Source organism: Rhodococcus sp. (in: high G+C Gram-positive bacteria) (assembly GCF_049286785.1).
Lineage (GTDB): Bacteria > Actinomycetota > Actinomycetes > Mycobacteriales > Mycobacteriaceae > Rhodococcus_F.
The window spans coordinates 16,313-34,333 of sequence record NZ_JBAQEO010000128.1; the positions used below are offsets into that span (position 1 = coordinate 16,313).

Sequence of the window (18,021 nt, forward strand, 5' to 3'; positions counted from 1 at the left end):
GTAGAGGCTACCGTCATGACCGTGAACATCACGCATCACAGCAACCTCACCGAGCGTCGCCGCCGGCTCGACACGGCGCGCTTGTATCTGTGTACCGACGCGCGGCGTGAGAAAGGCGACCTGGCACAGTTCGCCGAGGCCGCCCTGTCCGGTGGCGTCGACATCATCCAGTTACGCGACAAGGGATCGGCCGGAGAGCGTGAGTTCGGTCCGCTGGACGCAAAGGACGAATTGACGGCCCTGGCAGTGCTGGCGCCTGTCGCACGACGACACGGCGCCCTGCTCGCCGTCAACGACCGCGCCGACCTGGCACTGGCCGCCGGCGCCGACGTGCTTCATCTCGGGCAGGGTGATCTGCCGGTTCATTACGCCCGTGAGGTCGTGGGGCCGAATGTCCTCCTCGGACGCTCCACGCACAACCGCGCGCAGGCGAGCCTCGCGGCGATCGAAGAGGACGTCGACTACTTCTGCACCGGCCCCGTGTGGGCCACGCCCACCAAGCCCGGGCGCAGCGCGTCGGGTATCGACCTGGTGCGCTCGACCGCCGAAGCACAGCCCAATCGCCCCTGGTTCGCCATCGGCGGCATCGACGCGTCGCGTGTGCCCGAGGTCTTGGAGGCGGGAGCCACCCGGATCGTGGTGGTGCGAGCCATCACCGAGGCGCGCGACCCGCAGGCGGCGGCCCGCAGGCTCGCCGAGATGTTGCGAGCGAACGCGTGAGCTATCGCTGATCCAGCCAGCCGTGCACGGTCGAACCCGACACGGCGAGGACGGTGGCGGGCAACTCGTCGATCAGGTCGCGATCATCGGTGACCACGACCGTCACGGTCCCCACCGTCGTTCCGCCACCCGGTTCCCCTGCCTGCCCGGCCGCGGTCCGCGAGTGAAGTATTTCGACTCGCGGTAACCATCCGTAACTTCCGTCCGGAAGGGCGACGGTGCGCGGCAATGCCTTCGACAACTGCGCCAGCGCCTCGTGCGTCCCCAGCACGTCGGACGAGTCCAGCAGTAACCGGACCTCGATGGTGCGCAGCCGTGGCCACCCCGCCTCGAACCCGGGGTGGAGCGGCAGGCTGGCGACATCGGTCTCCCGCACCCACCGCAGTTCGGTGCTCTCGCCGTTCGCGACCGTGGGGAGCGGCCGCTCGGCATCGGCGATCACCGTGGTGTAACTCCACCCGCTCGGGGCACGCATGGTCACCATCTCGGTACGGACCCGGATCGCGGCACTGTCGATGCCGGCCTCTTCGTGCGCCTCCCGGACCGCGGCGTGGGTGGTGCTCTCATGGCTGTCCCGGGCACCGCCCGGCAACGCCCAAGTGCCACCCTGGTGGCTCCACGCCGCCCGGTGCTGCAGCAGAACCGCCGGTGTCTCGTCGGGCAGTGGTGCACGCAGCAGCAGCCCGGCCGCACCGTGCTTGCCCCAATGACGACTTCCGTCCGGCCCGGTTGCCCAGCCGTCACCGTCACCACGCATCGACTACCCCTGTCCGACCTGATCGGTCACCTGCAGTCCTTTCACACTATCCGTTTGACGCGCGCCGGACCCGCCCAGTACACGGGTTCGCCCCGGCGGCCCTCCGGTTCGCAGCAGTACCCGATGCCTGCTTATATGCTCCCCACTGGGTACGGCTCTATCAACGAGGGGGTGCGACGTGGTGGTCCGTGACACGCCGTCGATCGAACCCCAGGGTAGCCCGGCGTTGTCCGCCGTCACGGGCGGCGATGTCGATCCCTCGGTGGCGCGCCGGAGGGAGCTGCACGCGTTCCTGGTTTCCACTCCCGCCAAGCTCACCGGCCTGGGCGCCGTACTCGTTCTTCTCGCTCTCACAGCCGGGCTGGTTGCGGCCTCCACAGCGAATTCGAGGCAGGCCACACTCGACCGGATCCTGGCCGAGACCGAGCCGCTGTCCTACTCCGCGCAGGACCTCTACAGCGCACTGTCGGTGGCGGACGCGGCTGCCACGAGCGCCTTCATCTCCGGTGGACTGGAACCGGCCGAACTCCGCGACAGGTACACCCAGGCTGTCGGCATGGCATCGGCCGACATCGTCTATGCCTCGGGGGGACTCGACCCCAGCGATGCCGAAAGCAGGCGCCTGCTCGCCTCCATCTCCACGGATCTCACCGTGTATGCCGGAATCGTCGAGACCGCGCGCGCCAACAATCGGACGGGCAACCCGGTGGGGGCGGCCTACCTCAGCGAGGCCTCCACGCTGATGCAGAACAACCTGCTGCCGATGGCGCAGCGACTGCACTCCCAGCAGGAGGCGTACGTCGCGTCCACGCAGCAGGGCTATTCGCGGCCACCGTGGTTGTCGCTGATCCTGATACTTCTCTCTCTGCTCGCCCTGCTCTTCGCGCAGTTCATGATCGCCAGGCTGAGCCGGCGCACCCTCAACCTCGGGCTCATACTGGCCTCGGCGTCCACGGCGATTCTTCTGGCGTGGATGCTGGCGGCTGGGTTGATCTCGTCTCGCGAGACGTCCCGGGCACTTGCGCAGGGCGCCCAGCCGATGCACGAGCTGACGACCGCGCGCATCGTGGCGCAGCAGGCCCGCACGGTGGAGACCCTCGAGCTCGTGCGCCGCGACTCCAACGGTGACTACGACATGGTGTTCGCAGACAAGTCCGGGCGCCTCGCCGAACTCCTCGCGAATTATCCCCGGGACAGGAACCACGAGGTGGGAGTCGAGCAGGCGGCGCTGGCCCGCGAAGCAGGCGAGCGCTGGTCGGCCGCCCATGAGCGGATGAACACCGTCCTCGGCACCGGTGATTTCGTTGGGGCGGCGACGATCGCGATCGGTCCGGGACCGTCGGATTCGGCGGCCCAGTTCACCGCCGTCGACGACGCGCTCACCGAGGGTATCGGTGCCGCCCGGGACCATCTGCGTTCGGACGTCTCGTCGGCGTCCGCGGTACTCACCGCGCTCGGTGCGGGTGCGCTCGCGCTCACCTTGATCGCGTTCGCCGGAATTATCATCGGCTTGTGGCCTCGACTGCGGGAGTACCAGTGAGGCGCCTGCGAACCGCGTTGCTCTTACTCGCGGTCGTGACGGTGCTCGGCGGGTGCGCCCAGGAGCCGGCACCGGAACACGTGGGCGCGCCCAGCATCTCGTATACCGAGCCTCCACTGCCGGCCGCTGCCACCATGGCGCCCGCGACGGGCGGGACGACGTCTCCGGCGCCCGGGAACGACTGCGGCGATCCCACGGCCAGCTTGCGTCCCTTCCCGGATACCGAGCCTCCTCCGCCGATGCCCGGGGTCGACGAGATCCGCGCGCGGGGCCGGCTCGTCGTCGGTCTCGACACGGGCAGCAACCTCATGAGTTTCCGTGACCCCACCTCCGGAGCGATCACGGGCTTCGACGTCGACATCGCCCGGGAAGTCGCACGTGATCTGTTCGGCGATCCGGACCGAATCGAGTACCACGTCCTCACGTCGGCCGATCGTCAGAAGGCTCTCGAGAAGTCGTCGGTGGACATCGTGGCGAAGACCATGACCATCACCTGCGATCGACGTGAACATGTGGCGTTCTCCTCCGAGTATCTCGAGGCGCGGCAACGGGTCCTCGTCGTCAAGGGATCGCCCATCCGCAGCGCCGCGGACCTCGGCGGCAAACGTGTGTGCGCTGCGCGCGGCACCACGTCGCTGATGCGGTTGCAGCAGACGGTGCCCACCGCGAGCATCCTCACCGTGCCCATGTGGTCGGACTGCCTGGTGGTGCTCCAGCAACGGCAGGTCGATGCGGTGAGCACCGATGACACCATCCTGGCCGGTCTCGTCTCCCAGGACCCCTACCTCGAGATCGTCGGGCCCGGGATGGGCTCGGAACCGTACGGGATCGGAATCACCAAGACGAAGGACGATCTCGTCCGGTTCGTCAACGGAACACTCGAACGGATCCGCCGCGACGGAACCTGGACCCGTCTCTACGATCGGTGGTTGTCGATGCTGGGGCCGGCCCCCGCTCCGCCGACCGCCGTCTACCGGGACTGAGGGGGAGTGATGTCACGGCACAGCGAACCCCCCGATTCCGGGGACGAGGATCAGGCCACGCAGGCGGTACCCGCGGGCAAGAGCGGGGAGGAGGGGCAGACGTCCCGGCCTTCGGTGGGTTCCGGTACCGGTCGCTCCACCCGCGCCCCACTGAGCCGGTCCGGACGGCGTCTTCGTCTGGGCGGCGGTCTCGTCGAGGTCCCGGTCGTGGAGACACTGGATCCGACGTCGGCCGTCATGACCGATCCCACCGTTCCGGAGGCCAAGCGCTTCTGCTGGAAATGTGGCAACCCGGTGGGACGTACCAGCGCCACCTCCGAGGGAACCGAGTTCGGCGCATGCCCCAACTGCGGAACGATGTTCGACTTCCGTCCGCTCCTCGAACGCGGCGATCTGGTAGCCAGGCAGTATGAGGTGCAAGGGTGCATCGCACACGGCGGGCTCGGTTGGATCTATCTGGCCATCGACCGTAACGTCAGCGATCGATGGGTGGTCCTCAAGGGGTTGCTGCACTTCGGGGACGCCGAGGCACAGGCGGTGGCGGTGGCCGAACGCCAGTTCCTCGCCGAGATGTCCCACCCGAGCATCGTGAAGATCTACAACTTCGTGGAGCATCCCGGGGCCGACGGCACCCCGATGGGCTACATCGTCATGGAGTACGTGGGCGGTCATTCGCTCCGCGACATCCTGTCGACCCACGCACGACCCGAGCGGTTGCCGATCGAACAGGCCATCGGGTACGTACTCGAGATCCTTCCCGCGCTGGCCTATCTCCATTCCACCGGGCTGGTCTACAACGATCTGAAGCCCGACAACGTGATGGTGACCGAGGACGCGCTGAAACTGATCGACCTCGGGGCGGTCTCGGGGATCGAGGACTACGGCTATCTGTACGGCACGCCCGGCTACCAGGCACCGGAGATCATCAAGACCGGACCGACCGTCGCATCCGATATCTACACGGTGGGACGCACACTGGCAGTTCTGGCCCTGGACATGCCCTCGGAGCGAGGCCGCTACCTCGACGGTCTGCCCGACCCGGAACAGGCTCCACTGCTCGGTGAATACGAGTTCTTCCATCGGCTGCTGTTGCGCGCCACCCACCCTGATCCCACGCAGCGCTTCAGCTCCGCGGAGGAGATGTCCGGACAGCTCACCGGCGTGTTACGGGAGATCCTGGCCCAGCAGACCGGCGAGGAGCATCCCGGCCTGTCCACGGTGTTCAGCAGGCAGCGAACCACTTTCGGCACCGATGAGGCCGTGGACCAGACCGACGTCTACGTCGACGGCATCGAACGCGACATGGATCTGGATCCGCGGTCGGTGGCGCAGGCACTGGCCGTCCCGCTGATCGATCCGACCGACCCGAGCGCTCCTCTGCTCGCAGCGGCGGTGCACAGCGAGCCGCAGCAGACCCTGGAATCGATCCGGCATGCGCGGGCGGGTGGCATCGAGCGGACGGACTCCAGCCCGGACGTGTCGTTCTCGCGTGAACTCGCGCTCGCCGAGGTCAAGGCCCACCTCGATCTGGGTGACGCGGACACCGCGGTCGACCTGCTGGGGAAGCTGGAGAAGGACGGGGACACGCACTGGCGGATCGACTGGTACGCGGGCCTCGCGACCTTGCAGACCGGCGAGTTCGAGGCGTCCTTCTCCCATTTCGAGGCGGTGCTGCAGGCCCTGCCCGGTGAGAGCGCCCCGAAGCTCGCCCTGGCCGTCACCGCCGAGCTGATCCTGCAGCACTGGGAAAGTTCCGATCCCCACCAGTGGCGGTCGTTCGCCGAGAACTACTACCGGACGGTGTGGCGCACCGACCACACCACGGTGAGTGCGGCGTTCGGGCTGGCCCGGCAACTCACGCACCGTCGGGATCTGCCCGGTGCCACCGCGGCCCTCGATCAGGTTCCCGCCAGTTCACGGCACTTCTCGATGGCGCGCATGACCAGCGTGCTCATCCTGCTGTCCGGTCGGCCGATCGAGGAAATCGACGAGGCGGCGTTACGGGAGGCGGCTCGGCGCGTCGAGGCACTCGGCCCCGATGAGAGCCGGGCCCTCCAGATGCGGACACTCGTTCTCGGCACCGCACTCGACTGGTTGCGCACCGGGCACCGGTCGACGACGGAACTCCTGCCCATCCTGGGAGTCCCGTTCACCGAGCGGGGTCTGCGGAAGGGAACCGAGGCCGGATTGCGGGCTCTCGCGCGCAGCGCCCCCGAACGCACCCACCGCTACACGTTGGTGGATCTCGCCAACATGATCCGGCCGAAGAGCCTGATCTAGGGTTGGTCGCATGCCGACTCAGATTCCGGCATCCACCAATTGGGCGGCGGCGCGGGCGATCGCGAGTTCCTCGTTGGTGGGAACGACGAGAACCTCGACGTCGGAATCGGCCGCGGAGATCCGGCGGGCGCCACGCTCCGGCGACTCGTTGCGCACCTCGTCCACGACGATTCCGAGTCGTCTCAACCCTGCCAGGCTGTCGCGCCGGACGTCGATGTTGTTCTCGCCCACCCCACCGGTGAAAGTGATGACATCGACTCCGCCCAATTCCAGCAGGTACGCGCCGATGTATTTGCGCAGCCGATGGACGTACACATCGTAGGCGAGGGCAGCGTCCCGGTCCCCTTCCGCGACGAGCTCGAGCAGAGCCCGGAAGTCGTTGACGCCGGACATGCCCTTCAGCCCGGAGTGCCGGTTCAGGAGGTCGTCGATCCGGTCGACGCTCATGTCCCCGCTGCGGCTGAGGTGCAGCAGGACTCCGGGGTCGATGTCGCCGCACCGCGTGCCCATCACCAGGCCCTCGAGCGGTGTGAGACCCATGCTCGTATCGATTGCCCGGCCACCACGAATCGCGGACGCGGAGGCGCCGTTCCCGAGATGCAGCACGATCTGGTTCAGTTCCGACAGGTCACGCCCGAGGAACTCGGCCGCCCGTTCGGACACGTACTGGTGGGAGGTGCCGTGAAAGCCGTACCGCCGGATGTCGTAGTCGTCCGCCACCTGCCGGTCGATGGCATAGGTAGCCGCTTCGGCGGGGAGCGTGTGGAAGAACGCGGTGTCGAAGACACCCACGTGCGGGATGTCGGGCAGTTCCTCCCGGGCCACCTCGATGCCGATCACGTTGGCCGGATTGTGCAGCGGAGCGAGGCTCGAAAGATCCGAAATTGCCTGTGCAACAGCATCGTCGATGAGGGTGGGCTGATAGAAGATCTTTCCGCCGTGCACGATGCGATGTCCGACCGCGACGATACCGGCCTCGTGCATGGGGCGGCCGACCTCCTCGACGATCTCCGTCACCATCTTCAGCCCCGCGCGGTGATCGGGAATGGTGACATGACGTTCCTCGTCGCCGGTGCGGTGGTGGTAGACGATGCGCCCCTCGGGTTCCGCGATTCGCTCGATAAGCCCGGTGACGAAGGATTCCCCGGTGACGGGATGAATCAGCTGGAACTTGATCGAGGACGAACCCGAATTGATGACCAGCACCGAACCCTCGGTGCCGGCGCTCCCCTCGGTGCCGGTGCTTACGGTGCCCATACTCATCGTCATGCCCCTCCCTCTCGAGGCGCCTGCGCCTGGATGGCTGTGATCGCCACGGTGTTCACGATGTCCTCGACCAGCGCCCCGCGGGAGAGATCGTTGACCGGCCTGTTCAGCCCCTGCAGCACCGGGCCGACCGCTACCGCACCGGCACTGCGCTGCACAGCCTTGTATGTGTTGTTGCCGGTATTGAGGTCGGGGAAGATGAAGACCGTAGCCTTTCCCGCCACCTCGGAGTAGGGCATCTTCTTGTCCGCAACACTCTGCTCGACGGCGGCATCGTATTGAATGGGGCCCTCCACCAACAGGTCCGGTCGTCGTTCACGGACCAGAGCGGTCGCCGTCCGCACCTTGTCGACGTCGGCGCCGCTGCCCGAATCGCCGGTGGAGTACGACAACATCGCGATGCGCGGCTCGATGCCGAACTGTGCGGCCGTCTGCGCCGAGGAGATCGCGATATCCGCCAACTGTTCCGCGCTGGGGTCGGGCACCACCGCGCAGTCGCCGTAGGCGAGCACACGATCGGACAGGCACATGAGGAAGATACTCGACACCGTGGACACCCCGGGCTGCGTCTTGATGATCTCCAGCGACGGCCGAATGGTGTGGGCGGTGGTGTGGGCCGCGCCGGACACCATGCCGTCCGCAATTCCCGTGTGTACCATCATCGTTCCGAAGTACGAAATGTCGGCAAGCACCTCGCGGGCCCGATCGACGGTCACACCCTTGTGCGCCCTCAGCCGGGCATACTCCTCGGCGAAAGCTGCTGTGTACTCGGAGGTTCGAGGTTCGAGCACCTGGGTATCGCCCAGGTCGACCCCGAGTTCGGCCGCACGGCGACGCACCTGCGCCTCGTCCCCGAGGATGGTCAGGTCGGCCACCCGGCGCTGCAGCAGGCGCCCCGCCGCCCGAAGGATGCGATCGTCGTCACCCTCGGGAAGAACGATGTGCTTGCGATCGGCCCGTGCGCGCTCGATGAGCTGATACTCGAACATCTGCGGAGTGACCACCGAGGGAATGGGAAGCTTCAATCGGGCCAGTAGGGCGCTGCCGTCCACGTGCTGTTCCATGAGGCCGAGGGCGGTGTCGATCTTGCGCTGGGAGCCCACCGCCACCCGGCCCCTCGTCTGCGCGGCAGCGCTGGCCGTATCGAAGGTTCCCATCTCGGTGGTGAGAATCGGCAGGCTGGGTTTGAGGCCGTCCATGAGATCGGCGATTGCCGTGTGCGGCAGTAGCCCACCATTCATGATGATGCCGGTCAACGACGGAAACCCTTCGGCCTCATGCGCATTGACCATAGCCAGGAGGACGTCGGATCGATCTCCCGGCGCGATCACCACCACCCCTTCGGTCACTCGTTCCAGGCAGTGCTCGGCCGTCATGCCGCCCACCATCACACGCAGCGCCTCACGATGGAGCAGTTCGGGATCGCCGCTGTAGAGGGAGCCGCCGATGGCGTGGAGGAGTTCCGCCATCGTGGGGGCACCGAGGATGGGGACCTCCGGCAGGCTCCACGCCGGTACGCCGGTGCCCGCCAGGCTCGCGGCGATCTCCTCGAGATCGTCGGCGGCGCACCTGTTGGCGACGATGGCGAGCAGGTGCGCATGGTGGGCGCCCAGTTCTGCGATACAGACCCCGGCGAGTTGCCTGATCTCCTCGGGGGTGCGACGTGCCCCGCGGAGCGCGAGCAGAACGGGCGCGCCCAGGTTGGCGGCGATCCTCGCGTTGTAGCCGAGCTCGCTGGGGCTGGCGATGTCGGTGTAGTCGCTGCCGATGACGACGACCGCATCGCACCGGTCGGCCATCTCGTGGTACTTCGCGACGATCTCACTGAGCGCCTCGTCCGGGTCGGCGTGCACCTGCTCGTAGGAGACGCCGAGTGATTCCTCGTAGCCGACGTCCGCGGTGGTGTGATCGAGCAGCAGTTCGAGGATGTAATCCGTCTCGTCGGTGGACCGTGCGATGGGGCGGAACACCCCCACCCTGGCCGCCGACGCGCACAGCATCTGCAGGACGCCGAGGGCGATGGTGGATTTGCCGGTGTCCCCCTCGGGTGAGGCGATGTAGATGCTCGAGGGTGCGGAGCGGGCGGGCGGGTTCACTGATGAAGGGGTCGCAGGCGCAGCCATGGACCTCAGCGTATGCGATGAGGTGACGGGCATTCCTCGTGAGTCCGCGGCACGGTACGGGCCCGTTCAGGCCTCGGTGACGGCAGAACGTCGCGACGCCTGCGCAAGCACCTGCGGGCCGGTGACCAGCGCCCTCTTCCAAGGCGCCACGCCATCGATCTCCACCTGAATCGACAGACTCAGCACGGTCCGGATCAACACGATCATTCCGAGGACCGCCGCATCCGTCAGCGACGGTTCGGAGGTCACGGTCTTCACCAGGTCCGCGGCGACCAGAATCTCCAGGCCGAGCAGGATCACCCCGCCGAGCGACTCCCGCAACGTCTTGAATGCTCGGGTGCCGTCACGAGAGTTCTTCCATGCACGTCCGGCGAGCACGAACGCAAGAATGAAACCCACCACGATTGCCACGACCCCGAGTACCTCGAGGAAGTCGGTGACCAATACGAAGAACCTGACCGTGTCCATGCGTGAAACCTAACCTCACCGCGGGCTCACTGCTCTTCGAGAACGGCGAGAACTGCGGCGACGATGTCGGTTTCGGCTGCGGGTTTGTCGATGCCGAGGTCGGAGAGCACGCCGGTGCCGGCCTCGAATTCCAGGAGGGCGAGCAGGATGTGCTCGGTACCGATGTAGTTGTGCCCCAATCTCAACGCCTCGCGGAACGTGAGTTCCAGAACTTTGCGTGCCTGTGGGTCGTACGGAATGAGGTCGGGTAGTGCGGGCACCGCCGGCGCCAGCGTCTCGAGCACGGCGTCCCGGACCGTGGTGAGCAGGACCCCCTGGGCGACGATGGCTTTCGCGCCCAGCGAATCGGGCTCGCCGAGTAGACCCAGCAGGAGATGTTCGGGTTGGATCGTCGCGTTGCCCGCCGCCCGGGCCTCGTTCTGAGCAGCCATCACGGCATTCCTGGCCCGCTGGGTGAATCGGGCGAATCCCTGGCTGGGATCGAGGTCTGGAGCTTCACCCGACGCCTTGGGTACGAAACGTTTCTGCACTGCCTGTTTGGTGACCCCCATGCTCTTGCCGATGTCCGTCCAGGACGCGCCCGATCGTCGCGCCTGGTCGACGAAATGTCCGATCAGATGATCGGCCACATCGCCCAGGTGACCCGCTGCCACCACGGCATCGGTCAGTTGCTCGAGCGGGTCGGTGCGCGCCTTGTTGATGGCGTCGATGAGATCGTCGAGGCGAACGGGGTTGCTCATACGGGTAGGTTCCGGCATGAGTCAACCATAGGTTGACGACAGTGGGATCGTCAACCCCCAGTTGTCGATTGATTCATGGTTTCGGTAAGGACTTCCTCGCCGCCGTCGTCGGCTCAGGCCAATGCGCGCAGCCGCGGTGCGAGGTCGCGCTCGAACAGTTCCAGGAACCGCTTCTGATCATGACCGGGTGCGTGGAAGACGAGATGGTTCAGCCCCGCATCCACGTACGGCTTCACTTGCTCGAGCACCGCATCCGGATCCGACGCCACGATCCACCGCTTCGCGACCTGTTCGATCGGCAACGCATCCGCTGCTTTCTCCATCTCGATCGGGTCATCGATCGAATGCTTCTGCTCCGGCGTGAGCGACAACGGTGCCCAGAACCGGGTGTTCTCCAAGGCCAGGTCGGGGTCGGTGTCGTACGAAATCTTGATCTCGATCATCTTGTCGATGTCCGCCACGTCACGCTCGGCCTTGCCGGCACCCTCGGCGACCGCGGGCATGAGCTTGTCGGTATACAGTTCCATCCCCTTGCCGGACGTGCAGATGAATCCGTCGCCACTGCGACCGGCGTACCGGGCCACCACCGGACCGCCCGCCGCGATGTACACCGGAATGCCACCCTCGGGCACGTCGTAGATCGATGCTCCCTTGGTGGTGAAATACTCCCCCTCGAAGTCGACCCGGTCGCCCAGCCAGAGTTCCCGCATCAACCGCACGGATTCCCGCAACCGGGCGAATCGCTCCTTGAACTCCGGCCACTCACCCGCGTACCCGGTGGCGATCTCGTTGAGTGCCTCACCGGTACCCACACCCAGCATCACCCGACCCGGGTACAGGCACCCCATCGTGGCGAAGGCCTGCGCGATCACCGCCGGGTTGTACCGGAACGTCGGGGTGAGCACCGACGTGCCCAGCTGCAACCGCTCCGTGCGCTCACCGACCGCCGTCATCCACGCAAGCGAGAACGGCGCATGACCACCCTCGTGCCGCCACGGCTGAAAATGATCCGACACCGTCGCCGAGTCCATGCCGTGTGCCTCTGCCAACACACCCAGCTCCACCAACTCCCGCGGACCGAACTGCTCCGCAGACGCCTTGTAACCGAGCTTGAGTTCGTGGGCCACCGTGCACTCCTTCGTCTTCACGTCCGGTTCGCGACATGCAAACCTTTCCTGCACATTCTTTCCTGCACACTAGAGCGCGGCCACCACACTGGCGACAGCCGCCGCACATGCCACGCCCGCCAGCACGACCGCGAAGATCCACAGTTCGCGCGGGGGCGGCATCGACGACCCGTCTCTGAGTGCCCGTTCCACCTGCATCCACCGCCTCATTCCGACCAGAGAGGCGGCAGCCGCGAGACCGATGAGGGTCAACCCGAGCGTGACTCGCACCCATTCCGTACTGAAGTCGGGAACGAGATTGATGATCGCGATCCCGCCCGCGAGCAGGGCGAGCGAACTTCGCATCCAGGCGAGAAACGTCCGTTCGCTGGCGAGGGTGAAGCGCTCGTCGGGCCGGTCGCTGTCCGTCACCGAATCATCTTGACACCGGTTCGACGGAACCGCAGCAGTCAGGTATCCGTCCGTCCTACATTGGGAACACCGGCCACAGCCAGGGGGCGATATGCGACCGTTCGAAGTTCTGCGATGGGCCACCGTGCTGCGGGCACTGGGAGTGGTGTTCTTCCTTCTCTCGGCGAGTGTCACGTCGACGGTGCTGTTACAGCCCGGCCCCGCCTCCGCCGAGTCACGCATCACCCGCATCGACGTGTACTCGCCGTCGATGGACCGCTGGGTGGCCAACGACGTCATCTCGCCGGCATCGGGCGGGCCCGCACCCACCTTCTTTCTCCTCACCGGGATAGGTGGCGGTTCGGACGGTATCTCGTGGTTCAACAACACGGGTGTGCGCGGTTTCTTCGCCGACAAACACGTCAATGTGGTGATGCCGATCGGCGGCCAGTACAGCATGTACACCGACTGGCGTTCGGACGATCCGGTGCTCGGCCGCAACCGGTGGCAGACGTATCTGACGCAGGAGTTGCCCGCGGTCATCAACAGCCGGTTCGGGACGACGGGCGTCAACGCGATCGGCGGGGTGTCGATGGCCGGTAGCGCGGTGCTCGATCTCGCCGTCCAGGCCCCCGGTTTCTACCGCGCGGTCGGGTCGTACAGCGGATGCGCGGCAACGAGCGGGGTACTCGGGCAGACGATGGTGCGCTCCATGGTGGAACTACGCGGGGGTGGCAACGCCGCCAACATGTGGGGATCGGTCGCGGATCCACTGTGGCGCGCCCACGACCCGATGGCGAACGCCGAACGATTGCGTGGCACAGCGCTCTTCGTGTCGAGTGGCAACGGTCTACCCGGCCCGATCGACAACCATGATCCGATCCTGGTGGTTCCCCAGACCCTCGGCGGCAGCGTGGTCGAGATGGTCACCAACGTGTGTGCGGTCGCGTTCCAGTCACGACTGCACACGCTGGGCATTCCCGCCACCTTCAGCTACGTGTCCCAGGGCACCCACTCGTGGGGACTGTTCGAGACCGAGCTCCGCGATTCGTGGCCGGTGATCAGTGAGGCGATCGGCGCCTGAGGTACCGGTCCAGTATCGGGCCGATGAAGGCACATGCCCCCGGGCCCGTCATCCGGAGGTGGTCGCAGTCCACCGTGTACTCGGTGATGGTGCCCGTGATGCCGGTTTGCCACACACTCGGTGACGGCCTCTCCTCCTCCCCGGGGGCAGACTCCCCGGCGCGGAAGAACAGGAGGTCGCCGTCGAAGACACCGGGGTGGTACCCGGCCGACATGGAAGTCAGGTTGCGCAGGCCCTTGCCGATCCGATCGAGCAGCAGCGCGGTGTCGCCGCCGAACGACTCGGCCAGCACTCGATCGAGCCGACCCTCGTCGAATTCGACGCCCAGCCCGCGCAGCCAGCTCTCGGCGTCGACCTCGGTGTCGTCGTGCACACCTTCCGCCACGTAGCTGTCCATCATCGCGACGGTGGCCACGTCCTGACCTGCTCGACGTAGTTCGACGCCCATGGCGTGGGCCAGGACGCCGCCGAACGACCAGCCGAGGAGGTGGTAGGGGCCGTCCGGTTGGATCCGGCGGATCTCGTCCGCGTAGTGCCGCGCCAGCTGCTCGACGGAGTCGAACGAGGGTCCGCCGCTCAGAATCGGCAATTGCAGACCGTAGGCGGGACGGTCGGGCGCCAGGTACCGGATCAGTCCCGAGTATCCGAGCGCCAGACCACCGGCCGGGTGGATGCAGAACAGCGCGGGCACATCACCGCCGGTCCGGAAGGGGAACACGACACTGAGGGTCTCGTCCGTGTCAGTGCCGTCATTGCCCGGTTTCGCGATGCGACGGGCCAGCGCGGCGGCCGTGGGATGACGGAAGATCCACTGGACCGGGATGTCCTGACCGAAACGGTCGCGGAGGGCAGCCGCCACTGTCGTGGCGGCGAGCGAACTGCCCCCCAGATCGAAGAAGTTGTCGTCCACGCCCACCCGGTCGACAGACAGGACCGCACCGAACGTTTCCGCGACCGCTACCTCGAACTCGGTGCGGGGAGCGTGGAACTCGCGATCTGCGATCACCGGAGCGGGCAAACCGGCGCGATCGAGCTTGCCACTCGGATCGAGCGGTAGTCGGTTCATCACCACGATCTGTGCGGGAACCATGGACGGCGGGAGTTGGTCTCGGGCCCATCGCATCACACTGTCTTTCAACACACTGTCTTTCATCACACTGTCTTTCATCACGCTGCCGGTGTGGGGACTCACAGCGACCTCCGGGACCACGTATCCCACCAGGACGGGCCCGCCGGCGCCTTCCCGCACGGCCACCGCGGCCCGCACCACACCGTCACATCGGGCGAGGACCGTCTCGATGTCACCGAGTTCCACGCGCTGCCCGCGGATCTTGACCTGAAGATCGTTGCGCCCCCAGAACTCGAGTTCACCGCTCCGGGTCCAGCGGACGAGATCGCCGGTTCGATACATCCGCGACGCCTGCGGGCCGACGGGATTCGCGACGAAGCGTGCCGCGGTGGTTGCCGCACGACGGTGAGAACCCCGCGCCAACCCGGGTCCTGCGATGAACAGTTCACCGAGCACCCCTTCCGGCACCGGCCGCAACGCGCTGTCGAGAACGAGAAGGTCGAACCCGATCGCCGGGCCGCCGAGAGTCACCGCCCCATCCGGCGACAGCGGAGCGCTGACCGTCACCTGCACTGTTGCTTCGGTGGGACCGTAGGCATCGAACACCCGACAGTGGTTCGCCCAGCGTGCGGCGAGCGCGGGCGGGAACCGCTCCCCTGCGACCACCAGCACCCGTAGGGAGCCGAGACCGTCCGGTTCGAGTGTGTCCAACACGGACGGTGTCATGAAGGCGTGGGTGACGCGCTCGGCCTCCAGCAGCGCCGCCAGCTCGGCCCCGCCGTACACGGACGGTGGGACGATCACGAGGGTCGCACCCACCCCGAACGCCAGCAGGAGTTCGAACACGGACGCATCGAAACTCGGTGACGTCGCATGGGACACCCTGGCGCGCGGCGACGAGTCGAAGCGGCCTATCTGCTCTGCAACCAGGTCGGCCAGCCCGGTATGGGTCACCACCACGCCTTTCGGAGCTCCCGTCGTTCCCGACGTGTACATCAGATATGCCGGATGCTCACCGCGCAGCGGGGTGAGGCGGTCGGTATCGCGTACGGGATCAGCAGAGAGTTCCCGGCCGAGTGCAGGATCGTCGAGCAGTACCCAGTCGGCGGTATCCGGCAGGTGGTCCTCATGGCCGCGGACCGTGAGGCCGAGTACCGGCCCCGAATCGGTGATCATCGCGGACATGCGGGAAACCGGAAGATTCGGGTCGACGGGCAGGAACGCGGCACCCGACTTGGCAACCGCCCACACCGCGAGGACCGACTCGATCGAACGGGGTATTGCCACTGCGACAAAAGTGTCCGGGCCAGCGCCGCGGCTGATCAGCAGCCGGGCAAGCCGATTCGACCGCTTGTCGAGTTCGCGGTAGGACAGTTCGGTACCCGCGAAGGACAGAGCGCTCGCATCAGGATCGCACGCGACTCCCGATTCGAGGATCTCCGGGAGCAATCGGATGGGCACGGCCGGGAGTCCACGGACCGGGGCCAGCCCGGCGCGCTCGACACGATCGAGTATGTCGAAATCTGCGACGCGAAGGGACGGGTCGGCCACTGCCACTTCGAGGACCTTCAGAAAGCGCTCCGCAATCCGCTCGACCGTTCCTGTATCGAACAGGTCTGTCGCGTAGGCGATTCCGGCGCTCATTCCGGCCGGGGTGCCGTCGTCCCCGTAGTCCTCCGACAACGTCAGCTGCAGATCGAAAATAGAGGTCGTCGGTCCGAGATCGACGCCCTCGATCGTCAGACCCGGGAGTCGCAGTGACGGTAGCTCGGTGTTCTGGAACTCGAGCATGACCTGGAAGAGCGGTGCATGCGCCGTCGAACGCGGCGGGTCCAGCAGTTCGACTACTTTCTCGAACGGCACGTCCGCGTGCGTATAGGCGCCCAGGTCCACCTCTCGCGCCTGTTCGAGCAGGTCGACGAACGAGAGTCGCGGAGACACCCGCAGGCGCAGCACCACCGTATTGACGAACATCCCCACGACGTTGTCGAGTGCGGCCTCACCCCGTCCCCCCACCGGAGTGCCGACGGCGATGTCGTCCGACCCGGAGATCATGGCCAGAAGAGTCGCGAAGGCAGCATGCGCCACCATGAATACGGTCGCACGATGTTCGGACGCCACCTCCGTTACTCGCCGATGCAGATCGGCGTCGATCGCGAATGCCACACGGGCACCGGAAGGTGAGCGCTCCTGCTGCCGCGCCCGATCGACCGGAAGTTCCAGTACCGCGGGAAGACCCGCGAGAGTTCCACGCCAGTAGCCCAGCTGCCGAGAGAGAACGGAATCCGGGTCGGTCTCGGACCCGAGCATCTCCCGTTGCCAGAGGGTGTAGTCGGTGTACTGCAACTGCGGACGCCACCTCGGTGCTCGCCCACCGATCCGCGCGGAGTACGCGGCCATCACGTCCCGCGCCAATGGCATCATCGACGCGCCGTCCGCCGCGATGTGGTGCACCACGACGCACAGCACCCACTGCTCTCCACCCAGCGCGAAGATCCGCGCCCGCAGCGGCACCTGCTTGGTCAGGTCGATGCGGGCGGCGGTGAAACCGTGTATCTGCGAGGCGAGTTCGGGCTCCGGGATCTGCACGACGGTCAAGCCCGGCACATCCTGAGCGGACGTTACCCGCTGGATCGGTTCACCGTCCGCCACCGGAAAAATGGTGCGTAACGATTCGTGCCGGCGCACCACGTCGAGGAAGGCGGCTCGGAGCGCGTCCTCGTCGAGCGCGCCGGCCAGGCGGAAGGCCATGGCGATGTTGTAGGCGGGCGACGACGGGTCGAACCGGTTGAGGAACCAGATGCGCGTCTGCGCCGCCGACAGCGGGACTCGCTCGGGACGTGGTGTCCTCGGCACCAGCCGGGGCCGGCCTCGAGCGGCGGGACGTGCGGCCCGTGCCGCGAATGCGCCCACCGTGGAGGCGTCGAACAGGTCTCGCACTCCCACATCCGTACCGAGTGCCGCGCCGACCCGTGCCACCACACGGGTCGCTGTGAGGGAGTTACCACCCAGTGCGAAGAAGTCGTCGTCGACGCTCACCCGGTCTCGGCCCAGCACCTGCGCGAACACTTCGGCGACGGTGGTCTCGAACGGCGTACTCGGTGCCCGGAACCGTGCCGGTGACGCGGCCGGCGCAGGGAGTGCCGCGCGATCGATCTTGCCGCTCGCTGTCCGCGGCAAAGAGTCCAGAACGAGTACGGCCGACGGCACCATGTGGCTCGGGAGGACCGCACCGAGACACCGGGTGATCTCCGCGGGCTCGAGAATGCACCCCGCCTCCGGAACCGCATAGGCGACGAGGCGGTCCGTGCGCACCGCCGCCACCGCCTGCGCGATGCCGGCACATCCCCGCAGTGCGGCTTCCACTTCGCCGAGTTCGATCCGCTGCCCGCGGATCTTCACCTGGAAGTCGCTGCGTCCCAGGTCTTCCAACGTCAAGTCCGGGCCCCACCGGACGAGGTCGCCGGTGCGGTA

General features: G+C 66.7%; 13 protein-coding genes. 5 read left to right on the plus strand and 8 right to left on the minus strand.

The window, feature by feature from the left end; genetic code table 11:
- Positions 1-21 precede the first annotated feature (21 nt).
- Positions 22-720, plus strand: a complete 699-nt coding sequence (thiE, locus tag WAW17_RS05120) for a thiamine phosphate synthase (protein WP_422331934.1) — start codon at positions 22-24, stop codon at positions 718-720.
- Between the two features lies 1 nt (position 721).
- Here thiE and WAW17_RS05125 read toward each other — a convergent pair whose 3' ends face one another.
- A complete protein-coding gene (locus WAW17_RS05125; protein ID WP_422331923.1) occupies positions 722-1,477 on the minus strand; it encodes an NUDIX hydrolase in 756 nt (251 codons plus the stop codon).
- 178 nt (positions 1,478-1,655) lie between these two features.
- Here WAW17_RS05125 and WAW17_RS05130 point away from each other — a divergent pair, with 178 nt between their 5' ends.
- Genes WAW17_RS05130 through WAW17_RS05140 form a run of 3 tightly spaced genes read left to right on the plus strand, consistent with a single transcriptional unit; the run spans position 1,656 to position 6,280 of the window.
- The gene (locus WAW17_RS05130; protein WP_422331924.1) at positions 1,656-3,017 is read left to right on the plus strand and encodes a hypothetical protein; all 1,362 of its coding nucleotides are present in this window, start codon (positions 1,656-1,658) and stop codon (positions 3,015-3,017) included.
- Positions 3,014-4,000 carry a glutamate ABC transporter substrate-binding protein gene (locus WAW17_RS05135; RefSeq protein ID WP_422331925.1) on the plus strand — a complete coding sequence of 329 codons (987 nt, stop codon included), beginning with the start codon at positions 3,014-3,016 and terminating at the stop codon, positions 3,998-4,000. Before WAW17_RS05130 ends, WAW17_RS05135 begins: the two co-directional genes overlap by 4 nt.
- Positions 4,001-4,009: 9 nt before the next feature.
- Positions 4,010-6,280, plus strand: a complete 2,271-nt coding sequence (locus WAW17_RS05140; RefSeq protein ID WP_422331926.1) for a tetratricopeptide repeat protein — start codon at positions 4,010-4,012, stop codon at positions 6,278-6,280.
- A gap of 18 nt (positions 6,281-6,298) precedes the next feature.
- On the opposite strand, the gene WAW17_RS05145 is transcribed toward WAW17_RS05140, so the two are convergent.
- The 6 genes from WAW17_RS05145 to WAW17_RS05170 form a co-directional block, all read right to left on the minus strand.
- On the minus strand, positions 6,299-7,537 hold the full coding sequence (locus WAW17_RS05145; RefSeq protein WP_422331935.1) for an acetate kinase: 1,239 nt from the start codon (positions 7,535-7,537) through the stop codon (positions 6,299-6,301).
- An 8-nt stretch (positions 7,538-7,545) separates the two neighbouring features.
- Positions 7,546-9,669, minus strand: a complete 2,124-nt coding sequence (pta, locus tag WAW17_RS05150; protein ID WP_422331927.1) for a phosphate acetyltransferase — start codon at positions 9,667-9,669, stop codon at positions 7,546-7,548.
- Positions 9,670-9,735: 66 nt separating this feature from the next.
- Complete coding sequence (locus tag WAW17_RS05155; protein WP_422331928.1) at positions 9,736-10,137, minus strand: DUF1622 domain-containing protein; 402 nt, start codon at positions 10,135-10,137, stop codon at positions 9,736-9,738.
- 26 nt (positions 10,138-10,163) lie between these two features.
- Complete coding sequence (locus tag WAW17_RS05160; RefSeq protein WP_422331929.1) at positions 10,164-10,895, minus strand: Clp protease N-terminal domain-containing protein; 732 nt, start codon at positions 10,893-10,895, stop codon at positions 10,164-10,166.
- A gap of 95 nt (positions 10,896-10,990) precedes the next feature.
- Positions 10,991-12,004, minus strand: coding sequence for a glucose-6-phosphate dehydrogenase (coenzyme-F420) (gene fgd / locus WAW17_RS05165; protein WP_422331930.1), 1,014 nt, complete (start codon positions 12,002-12,004; stop codon positions 10,991-10,993).
- Between the two features lie 69 nt (positions 12,005-12,073).
- Complete coding sequence (locus tag WAW17_RS05170; protein WP_422331931.1) at positions 12,074-12,415, minus strand: YidH family protein; 342 nt, start codon at positions 12,413-12,415, stop codon at positions 12,074-12,076.
- 91 nt (positions 12,416-12,506) lie between these two features.
- On the opposite strand from WAW17_RS05170, the gene WAW17_RS05175 reads away from it, so the two are divergent.
- Positions 12,507-13,478, plus strand: a complete 972-nt coding sequence (locus WAW17_RS05175; RefSeq protein WP_422331932.1) for an alpha/beta hydrolase — start codon at positions 12,507-12,509, stop codon at positions 13,476-13,478.
- Here the strand turns inward: WAW17_RS05175 and WAW17_RS05180 are convergent.
- Positions 13,456-17,985: an amino acid adenylation domain-containing protein gene (locus WAW17_RS05180; protein ID WP_422331933.1), complete on the minus strand. Its 4,530-nt coding sequence runs from the start codon at positions 17,983-17,985 to the stop codon at positions 13,456-13,458. The genes WAW17_RS05175 and WAW17_RS05180 overlap by 23 nt on opposite strands.
- Positions 17,986-18,021: the final 36 nt, after the last annotated feature.